This window comes from Pseudomonas sp. BN102, assembly GCF_029871245.1.
GTDB lineage: Bacteria > Pseudomonadota > Gammaproteobacteria > Pseudomonadales > Pseudomonadaceae > Metapseudomonas.
This window is the reverse complement of sequence record NZ_SSON01000070.1, coordinates 229,680-243,831: the sequence shown is the minus strand read 5'-3', so window position 1 is coordinate 243,831 and position 14,152 is coordinate 229,680. Positions and strand designations below refer to the sequence as shown.

Genomic DNA, 14,152 nt, shown 5'->3' with positions numbered 1-14,152 from the left:
CTCAGTTCTCCACCGCTACCGGCACTTCATGGCCGTGCTGTTTGAGGAGCGCGTGACGCTGCGCGACCTTGAGGTCTTCGCGGACCATCTCTGCGCAAATTGCCTGCACAGGGATCTCCGGCACCCAGCCCAGCTTCTGCCTGGCCTTGGCGGGATCGCCGAGCAAGGTTTCCACTTCCGTTGGACGGAAGTAGCGAGTGTCGACGCGGACAATGACATCGCCGCTTTTCAGCGCTGGTGCCTTGTCGCCCTCGATGCGTTCGACAATGGCCATTTCATCCACACCTTCGCCTTCAAAGCGCAAGGTGAGCCCCAACTCCGCAGCTGACCAGCGAATGAAATCTCGAACCGAATACTGCACACCTGTGGCGATCACAAAGTCATCCGGCTGCTCCTGCTGCAACATCATCCACTGCATGCGGACGTAGTCCTTGGCGTGTCCCCAGTCACGCAACGCATTCATGTTGCCCAGGTACAGGCACTGTTCCAGGCCCTGGGCAATGTTGGCCAGACCGCGGGTGATCTTGCGCGTCACGAAGGTTTCCCCGCGGCGCGGCGACTCATGGTTGAACAGGATGCCGTTGCACGCATACATGCCATAGGCTTCCCGGTAATTGACCGTTATCCAGTAGGCGTAGAGCTTCGCCGCTGCATAAGGCGAGCGTGGGTAGAACGGAGTCGTTTCCCTTTGCGGGATTTCCTGCACCAGCCCGAAGAGTTCCGAAGTGGACGCCTGATAGAAGCGAGTCTTCTTCGTCAGACCCAGCAGACGGATAGCTTCAAGAATTCGCATCGGCCCCATCGCATCCACATCCGCCGTATATTCCGGCGCCTCAAAGCTCACGGCTACGTGGGACTGTGCGCCAAGGTTATAGACTTCATCAGGCTGAACTTCCTGAATAATACGAGTGAGGCTGGATGAGTCAGTCAGATCGCCGTAATGCAGCACGAAGTTTCGATTATCGACGTGCGGGGCCTGATAGATATGATCCACACGCTGGGTGTTAAACGAGGAAGCACGACGCTTTATGCCATGAACTTCATATCCCTTCTCCAGCAAGAACTCTGCGAGATAGGAACCGTCCTGGCCGGTGATACCGGTGATGAGGGCACGTTTAATCATATCGCTATCCGTATGGTTTGCTTATAGTGGATGGGATATATCTGCAAGACAATTAAGGCTGAACTCAGCGACCTACTTCTTGTCTTTAAAACTCGATAAACAATGCCCGGTTAGACGAGACAGCTCTTCGACTATCTGATCCTTGTCTGAAAGATGCACGATGGCACTTTCAAGCTCCATCACCTTGGCGCCGACCAGGAAGCGGTACCAATAGCCTTGCAGGAAGTGATAAACCAGGCCGGAACGGCCATCGAGGAACCCGAGCTGAAAAATATAACGCCAGAAAAAATAAAGCATGGCGCTCAAGGTGAAAGGCATTCGGTTGTAAACTCGCTCCTTTATCAGGCGCTTGGTCGATACCTGCAAGCAGGTACTCTCCCGGTTAACCGCCTGGTCACGCGAGAAGAGGCGAAGTCTCTGATTCAAGATCTCGATAGCTTCGCGGGTGGCGTAATTGTTGTGCTTCTCGGAAAAGAACGTGAGGTCATGCAGGTTGTGGTCAGCGAAACCACCTTCAAACGTCACCGTATTTCCGCCCCAGACAACTATATGCTCGTCCATCAAGCGGTCTTCAACTCGACCGTGACCATTGCGCCAAATACGCAGCATCAGCAGAGGGTAACGCCCGCCATGCCTGACCCAGCGCCCCATGAAAATGTGCTTGCGTTTCAGGTTTATACCAACAACATCCTTTGAAAGGTTTGGAACCTTTCTTGTTATTTCCTCGGCCAGATCCGGCTCGATAATTTCGTCGGCATCCAGGCGCATGATCCAGTTCCCTGTAATAGGAGCGTTATCCATGGCCCATTGGAATTGCCTGGCCTGATTCACGAATTTATTTTGCAGAACGAATGCACCGAGGGATTTGGCGATTTCCACGGTCTTGTCATTCGAAAATGAGTCGATCACAAAAACTTCGCTGGAAATAGCTGAAACAGACTTTATCGCGCGCCCTATGTGAATTTCTTCATTGAAAGTCAGGATAACTACTGAAATTGAAGTCTCATCTTCGCTCGAACGATAAGTATTCATCGATCGTTCCTGGTGCGGATACTGATCTTTTTGGCCGGAAATCCAGCATGGACTGTCCAGGGTTCGGTGATACTTTTCGAGACAAGAGATCTCGCGCCGACGACAACACCATCAGGAATGGACACACCCAGGGATACGAACGCCTCCGCACAAATCCAGACATGTTCGCCAATGACTATTGGCCTGGCGTATAGCTGGAAATTCCTGCTGTTGTAGTCGTGAGAGCCACCACAAAGATGCGCTCCTTGGGATATCACGCTGTAACGACCAACCTTGATCAAATCCATATTGTAGATTGTCGCACCATCGGCAATTCCTACATGATCACCAAGTTCAAGGTTCCAAGGCGCCCAGATCTTAGCGGCCGGATAAACGTGAATACCCTTTCCAAGTTTTGCGCCAAATATCCTCAACAGGAACGCACGCCACATGTGGAGCGGGCGTGGGCTAGGGCGAAAAAGCAGCAGCCAAACCGAGTTCCATACCTGTCTACGGATTCGATGACCCAAGGAAAAGGAAGCTGCTGTATATGAGTCATTTCCTTGAATGATCATTTTCAAGGCCCCCGAATGATTTCAAGCAGTCGCTCGGCAGCGCGCCTGATATGGAACCTTTGGATAAAGGATTCTTTTGCGCGATCGCTCATCCGGGTATAAGCATCGTGATCCATTGTCAACCAGCGCTGTAGATTTCGTACCGTTCCTTCAACCGTGTCTTCATCTACGAAACCGGTCTCATCCATTTCGATTTCACGCCAGATGTTGACCTTGTTACTGATAAGTACGGGTGTGCCGCAGGCCAGCGCCTCGGCTACGACGATGCCGAAATTCTCCTGATGGGAAGGCAGGCAGAACACCTCGGCGGCGTAGAATGCCGACCACTTGGCGTTACCCCGCAGCATGCCGGGCCAGGTAATGCGCCCGTCGATGCCCAAACGTTGGGCCTGTGTTTTCAGTGCAGTAGCCAGCCCAGTCTGGTCCGGTCCCCCCATCACCAGATGCAGGCGCTCGTCCTGGCTCGCAATCCGGGCAAAGGCTTCGAGCAACATGTCGCAGCCTTTTTTCTCATGAATGCGGCTCAGGAAAAGAACGATGCGCTTACCTTGCAGTTCTGGGTGAGTGGCTAAAAACTCTTGTTTCAGATCATCTGCGTTACATGGCGGGTTGGACGTGCCATAAGCCGTGACGGCTTCGGTTACTCGATAAAGCCAGAACGATTGGCGGGCCAGGAGTCGTTCCTCTTCACAAGTGAAGATCACGGCACGAGCATCGCGCAGCACCCGGTACTCGGCCCAGGGCCAATACAGCCACTTCTTAATATGTTTGAGCGGATAGGTATGCTTGAACCAGGGGTCCAGCATGCCGTGGGTGAACACATAGTAGGGGATATTGCTTCCTGCCACGGCCTTCCTCACGGCAAAGCTATGGTATTGCCAGATACCATTGACGATTATCACATCATAATTTTGCTTATTCTTTCTAAGCCAAGGAACAAGGCGCGAGTTATAGCAATAGCCAAGGCGAGATGGACCGAGCGCATGCACTTTCGCAGGGTAAGATTTCAGAAACGACTTGTTAGGTTCATCCAGGCAAACCACTTCAACTTGATGACCTGACTGAATCAGCACCTCGTCAATCTTGCACGCAGCCTCCATTGGCCCGCCACGCTCGGGGTTTATTGATGGGATGACCCTGAGAATCTTCAATTCCCGACTGATTACTGAAAGCTGGTTCACAGTTGCGCTCCATAGAACTATGGCATCGCCAAGTACAAATGCACCATCGGGCCATGGGAATAATGGAAATGCATGTATTGGATCGGATTCGGAAAGTCTTATGCAGACTCTCCCATTGCAACTTGAATCACTCAGCCAGCGGATCAGGGCCGAGCTAAAGAAAGCAGCGAGACCTTGGGATACTTTATGGAAAGTAGAGTCAATCCAAACATGATCCCGAGAAATACATTTGCGGTTAATTGGCCAATCGCCGACCAGATCAATAACGCCAGACTAAACGCGACAACCATCAATACGCAGCAGATGGACTTGTTTTCCCTGGCAGCGCGAAACGCTTTTCTGGCAAGATAAAATATAACCGCCATCTTCAGAAAAATATATGCGAATCCAAGGAGTCCACCCTCCATTATGATTCTTCCGGTTTCTGTCTCTGTAAGCATGAACATCCTTTCCCCGGACTGAAAGAAAGCTGCCAGATTCGATCCAAAACCAATTCCATAGCCCAGCCAGGAAAATCTCTCGAGAGCGACAGACTCACCAAGGAAAATAGTCAACACCCTTTCTATTATGTTTTCCTGCAGAGAGGCTTCGCTGAATCGCTCTTGCGTGGCACTCAAGGCCCCTTCAAAAACTGTGGATATGAATAAACCCGCCAGAACGGCTGCTATGACAGCGAACAGAACGTAGACTTTTTGTGAACCTCTAACGAACACAACAGCAAACAGAGAGTACACAGCAAACATGCCGAGCAAATAGATTATGGCTGACCTGGAGCCGCTGACAAGAGTACATATGATCAAGGATGAAACCGAAAGAGCAAGTATCAATTTATCCTTTCTAGTATTCTTGGCGGCGGCCAACAATGACAATACAAAAGGGGTTACGAGCGCCAGGAAGATTGTATACCCAAGTGTAAAACTGAAGGTCCCCGTTGTTCTGACCACACCGGCAATCACAAGAAAGACATTACCCTCTTCACTATCCACCTGGGTATTTATGAACGATGTCGGCGGTGAAAAATGCTGGAGCACCACAAGTGGCGTCATGGCGATCAAGGCCACGACCAGGAAATAGGCCGTTCTTTGGTAGTCATACTCGCTTAGCGTCAACGAGGCGAAGTAACCAAACCATAGATACAGCAGCCAGAACCGCACACCGAATAAGAATATGGGAAAATTATTCTCACCCAGCATAAGCTGCAACAACCCCCATAAGACCAAGAAGAAAGAGCAATAGAAAAGCACCTTCAGACTTTGGCCTTTACCTTTCAGGCTGCCATGCCTTATCGCATTTATTATCAGGTACAGCGCAAGAAGATCACGAATCAGAACCAACGGCAACGTCAATGAAGATGACAGCCACTTCCGAATGGCACCTTCGAAAATCGCGATAAGAAGTACAGATATGAATATTTTTCCGTTGTGACTGATCCTGACATTGGTTTTTTGCGCGATGTTCTCACTGAGCTTGACGTCAGGGAGCAGATACGTTTTCAAGGAAATATCTCCTTAAAGGTTTCTCTCACCCTCGCGCGATAGGCTTGCCATGTGAAGCAACCTGACGCTTCCAAGGCGCGGGCTCTGGCGCAATAAAGGATCTCCGGGTCTATCAATAATTCCCGTAATTTTTCGTATAGCGAATCAACTGTAGGTTCAACGATCCAACCACTCCCTGGAAATTTTTCGATTATTGACTTTGAACCGGTATTCGTAGATACGATTGCCGGGGTTCCACAGGCCATGGCTTCGGCAACGACCATGCCGAACGAGTCAAATCTTGATGGAAGCAGGAGGCAGTCCGAGTCAGCGAACCTGGAGTAGAGTGCTGGTTGGGGTAGGTTCTTATGCCGAGAAGCAAGTGGAGTCTTCTGTATTCTTCCCAGCAAATCAGCATCCCCCCCTCCCCCGACAAACGTCAAACTATACCTGAACCCCTCTTCATATAGCCTGTTGAAGGCATCGAGAATTATATCGATCGACTTCAGATGCCTTATACCGCCTGCAAATATGAACCTGACAGGCCCCTTGCCCTTTTTCCATGCCGGGATCCCTTTAGGCAACTCAGATCCAAGCAATATGGATCTTACTTTATCCGCAGGAACCCCATTTTCTATGAAACTTTCCCTTGCCCAGGGGGAGCAGGTGATTATCAAGTCAGACGATTCGACCTCCGCCTCCTTGCGCCTTACGATCTCGGACAAATAATTTGTATTTGGAAAATTCAACAAACTGGCAATAGACTTGTGATGCAAGGACGACGCATCCAGAACGCAGTAAGCCCCAATCGACTTCGCGGCAAGAAATGTTTTAGAGCTGGAATTCTCATAGCCTACTACTATACGCGGCTTAAGTTTCAAGACCTGCTTTGCTGCCCACGCATCGAAAAGGTGAAATATTCTGTGTGTGTAGTCGCTTCGCGAAAAGCCAGAAGGCAGGAATCTATTTGCCCTGATAAGTGCCTGAAATCTCAATGGATGGCACCTGGCTGCTTTGGGAATGTTTACACGCTTTATTCTGGCTCCATACATCTCGGGCAGCCACCAGGGAAGGCATTCACCTTCGGACAAGATCGGCACGCCCGAATAGAACTTACTCAATAGACCGCCTTCATGTAGCGCAAGAGCCAGCTGATGCGAATGCTGCAATCCGGGGTGAGCTACAAATACAGTATTCACTGGTTCACCATGAAAAGTCGTATTTCGGCACTTGCCCCACCGCGGGGTGCGCCATGCGCGCCGATCGCGGGATCAGTCCCTGCGCCTCGATCAACCATTGGTGCGCACGGCGCACCCTACCTCGTCAGCGCTTTCCCAACCCATGCCTCATAAGGGGCACAAAATATGACCGGGTTATATTCAAGGTCCATGCAGCGCTTGTTTTCCTTGATCGTTGCAGGATTTCCCACAGCCACCGAGTAGTCGGGAATATCCTTGGTAACTACCGCGCCCGCACCGACTACAGCCCCTCGGCCAATGGTTACCCCAGGTAGGATTGTCGCTCCAGTGGCAATCCAGGCGTAATCCTTTATGTATATCGGCTTTTTGAAAGACAGCCATTTCGGGTCGGATAGGCTATGGCTGGCCGTCAAGATTGTAACCCCGCTGTTTATGGTCACATGCGAGCCTATTTCAACAATGTCATGACAGGCGATATGCAAGGGGCCAACCAAGGAAGTGTTGGTTCCTATTTTCAGGTTCAGCGGACGCCCATTGATATCTACCCCGCGAACTACGGACAGATTACCAACGGTCACACCTCTTATGGTCAGCCTGGCCCTTTCAAACACGATCTTAAGAAGACCTCCGCTGGTCAATGCTCGCTTGGCCCAGACCACAAACCAACGCTTCGAGAGAAAATCGGGCGCCTCGCGGTTTTTCCATAGATAAGCAATCATACGCATCTACCATTTTTGAATATTAGATCTTTTACGTAATAGCCAGACGACATGATCACCAACAACTCGAACAAGATCATTCCAATCAAAGGAGCGTTGAACCCGAATACACCGCTGATGCTGTAAGTCACAAGCACGCAGAGCAATGCCGACAACAAATATGTCACTGAAAACCCGGAATGCTGATTGGTGGCAGACAAGACGATCATGCTCATCTGCCAAAACGATGTGAGTATGGTCGAAAGCAGAAATGCCTTAAGGAGGAACCCGTCGAATTGAACATGTCCAGAAGTCCACTCCTCCAGTATGTAAGGCGCCAGGAAATATACCGGCAGAGACGCTGCAAGGCTGATGAACACAGAGCCCAGGATCCCATATTTATATAGAGAGACTACAGCGCTGAAATTCCCAGCGCCAAACTGCTTCGATATTTCAGGCCACAAGGATCTTCCAAGCAAGGCGATAACCTGGACGAGAACCCTGGAGATAGTTCGGTATGTATTGAATATCACCACGGACGCCGGCCCAAACAGATAACCAACAAGAAGTGTGACGCCCTGGATGTTCAATGCGTTGGCAGTCGGAAAGGCCATGAATGCCAAGGAAGGCTTGATCATTTCCTTGAACTCGTTCATATCGGCGTATTTTGTTGACCAACTGAAATGTGGATGCCGACTTTTTACTATCCAGAATATTATTATCGTTTCGATAACCCTACCAATGAATTGGCTCAGCGCTGCATAAATTACGCTTCCACCGAGACTGGCTCCCAGTATTAGAAACCCCCATTCAACCAGCCTGGCCACATTGGCCATATTGGTTCCAAGCGCATATTCATCCGACGCCCTGAATACCGCATCAAAAAGACCACCCGCCATCGCAAGTAGCGACGTCGTAATCAACAGCATCAGAGCCAATTTCTTCTCGATCCCCCACGGAAAAACCACTTCCAATAGCGCCAGGATGAGAATTGCCCCGACAAATACAGCAAACGAGGTAATAGCCGTAAATTTTATTGCCGTATGAAAAACCGTCTCGGAACCCTTGTGATCGCCCGCTGAGCTCAGAATGCTCATTCTGTTGATGGCTACGGAAATGAATCCAAAATCAGAAAGTGCAAAATATGCCGGTATGGCCGATATGAGGATCCATTCGCCATATCTTTCAACCCCCCAGAAATACAGAAAAATCGGGACTGAAAGCACTTGGATTAAAACAGTTATCGCTTGGCTGGTCAGATTCGCCCCGAGGGCAGAATACAGCCTCTTGGCTACGCTCATGTCGGATGGTCTTCCGGGTTGGATTTCGATTCTTCCGCGATGAGATCGCGTCAAGCAGGGCGTCGCGCTCTTCAAGAACTGGACAGGCGATGTATAGCCCTTAAGCCAAACTCATCCGCCACTAGAGTGATTGGCACACCTGCTTGAGCAGATTTATGGTTTTTATTTGGCAAACTTCTTTCGAGAAGTTTTTCCTGACTATGTCCCGATTGATTTCCGTGCTCGCTTGGTCAAGGCGATTCTCGAGTAATCCGGGATCCTGTTCGAGTTCTTGCACTGAAAAAATCACAGCACCCATCTCGCGAAAAAATGCGTAAGTCGGGCACTCTTTTCGCAAGAACACCTTTGCCCCAATATGGAGCATGATAATTATATTGCTTACCGCCTGTTGCCGCAGATGATTCATAATTACGAAACCGCACGACTCCAGGGTTTTCACATAATCCATCAAAGGCATGAAATCAACGAGCGGGAAAAACCGTTCACCGAACAGTCTTCTTCCCTTCTTCATGACCAGGTCTCTGTAGCGCGCGTCACCGTAGCTGAGCGGGACGACAACCCTTCTGTCGTCAACGCCCAATTCTGACAGAAGAGCAAAAGAGTCGATGTGGTTGTTTTCAGCAAATGCACTATTGCCAACCAAAATTGAGCGCCCTGTCACTCGAGCGTCTTTAAGATCATTCTCCAGAGTTTCCTCTATTTCACCGTAATTCCAGGAACAATAATCTGGAAACCCACCCGCCGGATGCTTTTGTCTCACCAACTCATACTCCCCGGGCAGTACGGGCGAGAAGAAATTAATTCTTCTAATGACTTTTTCCTTGCTTATTGGAACCAACGACCTACGGATTAGGTCCTTCAACTTCTCTATTGGGCTTTTTTGAGGAATATTTTCTTGGATTTCCATACGTGTCAGGGGCAGTAGCATCTTATCCCGACTTCCGTATATGACATCATAGTAATCATAGCCCCACCCTATCCAGACTACGGGCATTTCTTTTGGAAGCCTGGAAATTGTTTTATACCAAACAGGGTTGAGCGAGTGGATGATCGCCATATCATAACCACCAAGATCCTTCGAGACCCCTCCGGTCAGTATCGAAATTATCGAAGGCATCTTCGCAGGAGATTTTATATATTTTATCGGCCTCCTACTGTAAACATATAAGTGATTGGAGCCCGGTGCCACTCTCTCAAAGTCGCTTATTGCCGCGTCAATGAATTTCTCGTCATGCGCCAAGTGGAGAATCTTTAGATCAGCCATTTACTAAGCCCATAATTTCGATGAGATTTCCCCCTAGGAATCACTGACGACTTCAGAAGGGGCCATACGGATTATTTTCATCACCCGGCATACTTAGCGTCAGATATTTGAATTCGCCGACAGGGCAAACCAAGTAACTGCGCAAGCGCATTAAATCAGGTCAATAAAGTCTTCTGCTGATCGTCCTAATGAAAACCTGCTCAACATCAGGCGAATTTCATCGATACTATTGAACATAAGTAGATCGATGATCGACAGGTTCGCCACAAACGGATTCTTCGATTGCCTATATTCGATCTTGTCGGTGCGATGAAAACGCAGCTGTATGCCACGACTCATGAAATACTCAGGGCAATACAAACTCAATCCACCGATCGGATTTATGTATGTATTGCCACCCATTACTCTCATGGTTTGGATAACTCGATCCTGGTGGTCGATTGGTGGCGGCAGGACCAAGTCGGATGAGCGCACTAGCGGTGTAGTAATACCCAGATAGGAACAGGTCTCACGTATGGCATTTTCAGCATATCGAGCGAGATTCGTTTGCGGGTGGCGCATTACCTGTTCCAGCCACGGGAACACTTCGCTTAGAAATGGCGCTCGCGAGTAATTCAAGGAAATCGTCTTGAGAATCCGAGTCAATTCATCCTGAATCCCATCGCACAATTGACGCTGGTTTATATTCAGTGTATGGCAATCCTTCTTGAGCGGAAAAGTTATGAACTTAGGCTCGCCATTAACAAGAATACGATTTCGATTTATCCAGCTCTCCTTGACATACTGCAAGTCATCGCCAAGCACAAATAAATCCGAGGTTGCTATTAACTGAAAATACCCCAAATAAGGAAATAGATAGGGCTGCATCATTGCAATCGTTCTGGACATCGATGTAACCCCTTGATAGAGACACTGATTCGAAGCGAAGTCCACGCCATCGCCAGCTCAATAGCATGGTCCCGAGACACTGAATCCGCTTGCCAGCACCATCCCCCAGGTCGAACTCACGCACTCGTGATGCTGCAATTGATTATGCGCATCGTGGCCCCGTAATCTTTCGCGCTGTAACGCTGATCACATGGAATTGGAACCAGGCTACTGACAAATTCGTACTCCAGAGACTCGGCCTTAACACGAGAGAGACAGGTTTCCCAATACGTTGGCGTGAATACTCTTTCCTTGATAAGCACCGCTCTAAGACCTTTCAGGTCGTTAAAGAACGGGTAGCACAACGGCCCATCAATATCTCCAGTATCTATCTCCAGCCTATTGTGTGGACCAAGCGCCTTATGGAGAAACCTGAAATTTTCGTCTCTTTTTAATCGTGCTGCTTCGTAATCGATACTGGATAGAAGCCTTTCCGTAAGCGCGGACATCCTTCTATAGCGGAAGTCCTCGAGCGTTTTTTCTGCAGCCTGGTGATCGGCGTATCCAGATTCCGGGGTTCCAGCAAGCCGCATCAAGAGAGGAAGCGAGCGCTGGATCGATCCTTCGTCAATCTCCTCCGGTTCAGGAACGTGAAGCTTCGTAATCAGGAGTCCACCATCCGGTATACCGAAAAATTTCCGTGGAGAGTAAATAGTGGCCAAGCAATCAAATGGGGGGACAAAGAATGCCTGAGAATGGTCAAAGACGACTTGTTCGGGATTGAATTTATTCAGGATTTCACGCTGCCGACTCGAGCAGACACCAAAATAATTTACATACAGAATCCACTCATAAGGATGAAGATTTATTTCATCCTTGATGGAGAAATCTTCATTGACAGAATAAAAGGAAACCTCGATACCTGCCTTGCTCAGGGGGCCAAGCATGGAGTCACAAATGTAGTGTGGCATCCAGACCTTGCGAGGGCGGCCGGCGCAGAGCAATGCGTAGAAGCTGGCGCGCGCGGATTGAAACCGTAGCGCCTCCGGATAGAGATCTGCGGTGCCTGACGGCAATTCAAGTTCAAAATAACCGCCAACAGCTTCATTCATGTTTTCTCACCCCGGTTGATGATTGGAGAACTGTTGTCAGAGCAACCGGACGCCATCATGCCAACATAAAAGACGAATTTGCCCAGCATCGAACTCGATACACCCCGAATACAGAAGAGCATTACTGCGAGCTTAGTTACACGCGTTCCCGCACATTACTTATCAGTTCCCCAATGGCAATGATCGATGCTTCCTGCAGCGCCGGATACATTGGCAGGCAGATCACCTTTTCAGATACCGAGTGTGCTACGGGCAGGTTGCTGCGCTGCGCCGAGACCAGCCCCCGATACATCGGGAACTCGCTTATCAGCGGATAGAAGTAGCGACGACCGAATATGTTGTTCTCTTTGAGCTTTTGGTACAGCTCGTCGCGGCTCAGCGGGTAATCCCCCTCGACCAGGATCGGGAAGTAGGAATAATTGGCGACCTTTTGACCGGCTCTCTCGACGATGCGGATGCCTTTGACATCTTTCAGCTGTTCGCGATAGGTCTGGTCGATCTCTTTACGGCGGGCGATTGCGCTGTCGATATGCTGGAGTTGCAGCAGACCAAAGGCCGCGTTGATTTCGCTCATTTTTCCGTTGATGCCGGAGGCGACCACTGTGACTTCATCGACAAAGCCGAAGTTCTTCAGATTGTTGATGCGCTGCTTGGTTTTGGCATCCGGGCAAATGATGGCGCCGCCCTCGAAGGTGTTGAACACCTTGGTGGCATGGAAGCTCAGCACACTGAGGTCGCCGTGGCGGAGAATGCTGCCGCCTTCATCCTCCACGCCAAAGGTGTGGGCTGCGTCGTAGATCACCCGCAGGTTGTAGTTATCGGCGATTTTCTGGATGGCTTCGACATCGCATGGGTTGCCATAGCAGTGCACCGGCATGATGGCGGTGGTCTGCGGGGTAATGGCGGCTTCGATCCTGGCCGGGTCGAGATTGAGGGTATGTGGATCGATGTCCACGAACACAGGCTTGATGCCATTCCACAGCAGCGAATGGGCGGTGGCGACGAAGGAGTAGGGTGTGGTGATGACCTCACCTGCCACGCGCAGGGCCTGCAACGCCGTCAGCAGGGCAATGGTGCCATTGTTGAACAGGGCGATGTGCTCGACGCCAAGGTAGTTGGAAAGAGCAGCTTCCAGCTCCTTGTGCATCGGTCCGCCATTGGTGAGGATCTTGTTGTCCCAGATGTGCTGCAGATAGGGGAGGAACTCCTCCAGCGGGGGCAGGTAAGGCTGAGTGACGTAAACCGGTTTGTCGTTCATACGACCTCCCTCACCAGGGACAGCAGATACTGGCCATAACTGTTCTTGCTCAGGGATTGGCCGATCCGGTAGAGGTGATCGGCCTTCAGCCAGCCATTGGTGAAGGCAATTTCTTCCAGGCAGGCGATCTTGAAGCCTTGGCGTTTCTCGACGGTTTCGACGAATACGCCGGCCTCCTGCAGGCTTTCATGGGTACCGGTGTCCAGCCAGGCGAAGCCGCGGCCGAGCAGTTCGACATAGAGGTCGCCGCGCTCCAGATACACCTGGTTGATGCTGGTGATTTCCAGCTCGCCCCGGGCGGACGGCCTCACCTGCCTGGCGATCTCCACCACGCCGTTGTCGTAGAAGTACAGACCGGTGACGGCGAACTGGGACTTGGGCTTGAGCGGCTTTTCCTCGATTGAGACTGCACGCTTCTGGTCATCGAACTCGACCACACCAAAGCGCTCCGGGTCCTTCACCTGATAGCCGAACACGGTGGCGCCCTTCTCACGCCGGGCAGCCTCGCACAACATGAGCCGGAAGCCCTGGCCATAGAAAATGTTGTCGCCGAGCACCAGGCACACCGAGTCGGTGCCGATGAATTCTTCGCCAATGAGGAAGGCTTGCGCCAGGCCATCGGGGCTGGGCTGCACGGCATAGCTCAGATTGATACCGAACTCGCTGCCGTCACCGAGCAACCGCTGGAACCCCGCCATATCGTCTGGCGTGCTGATCAGCAGGATGTCGCGAATCTCCGCGAGCATCAGTGCAGAAAGCGGGTAATAGACCATGGGCTTGTCGTAGATCGGCAACAGCTGCTTGGACACACCCCGGGTGATGGGGTAGAGCCGGGTTCCGGAGCCGCCGGCCAGGATAATGCCTTTCATCATCTTCCAGTCCTTATGCCAAGGCGCCTGGGCGCCCACGAATGGAGTTACCGCTCTGAACGCGGCGACAGCAGTTACCACTGGGCGGGAGGAGGGATACCGAGCTCATGCGCTGCCCGGCGGGAGGCAGCGCGTTTACGCGCGAGCATTGGCTCGCATCGATGGCCGGAACGTCAGCGAGGCTCTTGTAACCGCATCACTCGGATTTGCAGGCAACGC

The 14,152-nt window shown here is 50.8% G+C and carries 13 protein-coding genes; all 13 read right to left on the bottom strand.

Going from position 1 to position 14,152, the window contains the following annotated elements:
- Nucleotide 1: 1 nt before the first annotated feature.
- The 13 genes from gmd to rfbA all read right to left on the bottom strand — a co-directional run bounded on the left by gmd (nt 2) and on the right by rfbA (nt 13,933).
- Nucleotides 2-1,123 carry a GDP-mannose 4,6-dehydratase gene (gmd, locus tag E8F12_RS17310; protein ID WP_280326442.1) on the bottom strand — a complete coding sequence of 374 codons (1,122 nt, stop codon included), beginning with the start codon at nt 1,121-1,123 and terminating at the stop codon, nt 2-4.
- Between the two features lie 72 nt (nt 1,124-1,195).
- Entirely contained in the window at nt 1,196-2,155 is a 960-nt protein-coding gene (locus E8F12_RS17305) for a glycosyltransferase family 2 protein (RefSeq protein WP_280326441.1), read from the bottom strand.
- Nucleotides 2,152-2,709, bottom strand: a complete 558-nt coding sequence (locus tag E8F12_RS17300) for a putative colanic acid biosynthesis acetyltransferase (protein WP_280326440.1) — start codon at nt 2,707-2,709, stop codon at nt 2,152-2,154. Before E8F12_RS17300 ends, E8F12_RS17305 begins: the two co-directional genes overlap by 4 nt.
- A gap of 2 nt (nt 2,710-2,711) precedes the next feature.
- Nucleotides 2,712-3,890 (bottom strand): glycosyltransferase, encoded by a 1,179-nt coding sequence (locus tag E8F12_RS17295; RefSeq protein ID WP_280326439.1) that lies wholly within the window; start codon nt 3,888-3,890, stop codon nt 2,712-2,714.
- Nucleotides 3,891-4,033: 143 nt separating this feature from the next.
- Nucleotides 4,034-5,386 carry a hypothetical protein gene (locus E8F12_RS17290; protein ID WP_280326438.1) on the bottom strand — a complete coding sequence of 451 codons (1,353 nt, stop codon included), beginning with the start codon at nt 5,384-5,386 and terminating at the stop codon, nt 4,034-4,036.
- Nucleotides 5,383-6,486 carry a glycosyltransferase family 4 protein gene (locus E8F12_RS17285; RefSeq protein WP_280326437.1) on the bottom strand — a complete coding sequence of 368 codons (1,104 nt, stop codon included), beginning with the start codon at nt 6,484-6,486 and terminating at the stop codon, nt 5,383-5,385. Before E8F12_RS17285 ends, E8F12_RS17290 begins: the two co-directional genes overlap by 4 nt.
- A 194-nt stretch (nt 6,487-6,680) precedes the next feature.
- Complete coding sequence (locus E8F12_RS17280; RefSeq protein ID WP_280326436.1) at nt 6,681-7,283, bottom strand: acyltransferase; 603 nt, start codon at nt 7,281-7,283, stop codon at nt 6,681-6,683.
- A complete protein-coding gene (locus E8F12_RS17275) occupies nt 7,280-8,563 on the bottom strand; it encodes a hypothetical protein (RefSeq protein ID WP_280326435.1) in 1,284 nt (427 codons plus the stop codon). Before E8F12_RS17275 ends, E8F12_RS17280 begins: the two co-directional genes overlap by 4 nt.
- 121 nt (nt 8,564-8,684) lie before the next feature.
- Nucleotides 8,685-9,827 (bottom strand): TDP-N-acetylfucosamine:lipid II N-acetylfucosaminyltransferase, encoded by a 1,143-nt coding sequence (locus E8F12_RS17270; protein ID WP_280326434.1) that lies wholly within the window; start codon nt 9,825-9,827, stop codon nt 8,685-8,687.
- Between the two features lie 150 nt (nt 9,828-9,977).
- Nucleotides 9,978-10,715 carry a WbqC family protein gene (locus E8F12_RS17265; RefSeq protein WP_280326433.1) on the bottom strand — a complete coding sequence of 246 codons (738 nt, stop codon included), beginning with the start codon at nt 10,713-10,715 and terminating at the stop codon, nt 9,978-9,980.
- Nucleotides 10,716-10,831: 116 nt separating this feature from the next.
- Entirely contained in the window at nt 10,832-11,806 is a 975-nt protein-coding gene (locus E8F12_RS17260) for a hypothetical protein (protein WP_280326432.1), read from the bottom strand.
- A 136-nt stretch (nt 11,807-11,942) separates the two neighbouring features.
- Nucleotides 11,943-13,064, bottom strand: coding sequence for a DegT/DnrJ/EryC1/StrS family aminotransferase (locus E8F12_RS17255; RefSeq protein ID WP_280326431.1), 1,122 nt, complete (start codon nt 13,062-13,064; stop codon nt 11,943-11,945).
- Entirely contained in the window at nt 13,061-13,933 is an 873-nt protein-coding gene (gene rfbA / locus E8F12_RS17250; protein WP_280326524.1) for a glucose-1-phosphate thymidylyltransferase RfbA, read from the bottom strand. Before rfbA ends, E8F12_RS17255 begins: the two co-directional genes overlap by 4 nt.
- Nucleotides 13,934-14,152: the final 219 nt, after the last annotated feature.

Bases quoted from the DNA above. Each gene is read 5' to 3' on its own strand.
- E8F12_RS17275 (WP_280326435.1), bottom strand. From the start codon at position 8,563: ATGAGCGTAGCCAAGAGGCTGTATTCTGCCCTCGGGGCGAATCTGACC.
- E8F12_RS17300 (WP_280326440.1), bottom strand. From the start codon at position 2,709: ATGATCATTCAAGGAAATGACTCATATACAGCAGCTTCCTTTTCCTTG.
- E8F12_RS17260 (WP_280326432.1), bottom strand. From the start codon at position 11,806: ATGAATGAAGCTGTTGGCGGTTATTTTGAACTTGAATTGCCGTCAGGC.
- rfbA (WP_280326524.1), bottom strand. From the start codon at position 13,933: ATGAAAGGCATTATCCTGGCCGGCGGCTCCGGAACCCGGCTCTACCCC.
- E8F12_RS17280 (WP_280326436.1), bottom strand. From the start codon at position 7,283: ATGATTGCTTATCTATGGAAAAACCGCGAGGCGCCCGATTTTCTCTCG.
- E8F12_RS17255 (WP_280326431.1), bottom strand. From the start codon at position 13,064: ATGAACGACAAACCGGTTTACGTCACTCAGCCTTACCTGCCCCCGCTG.
- gmd (WP_280326442.1), bottom strand. From the start codon at position 1,123: ATGATTAAACGTGCCCTCATCACCGGTATCACCGGCCAGGACGGTTCC.
- E8F12_RS17305 (WP_280326441.1), bottom strand. From the start codon at position 2,155: ATGAATACTTATCGTTCGAGCGAAGATGAGACTTCAATTTCAGTAGTT.
- E8F12_RS17265 (WP_280326433.1), bottom strand. From the start codon at position 10,715: ATGTCCAGAACGATTGCAATGATGCAGCCCTATCTATTTCCTTATTTG.
- E8F12_RS17270 (WP_280326434.1), bottom strand. From the start codon at position 9,827: ATGGCTGATCTAAAGATTCTCCACTTGGCGCATGACGAGAAATTCATT.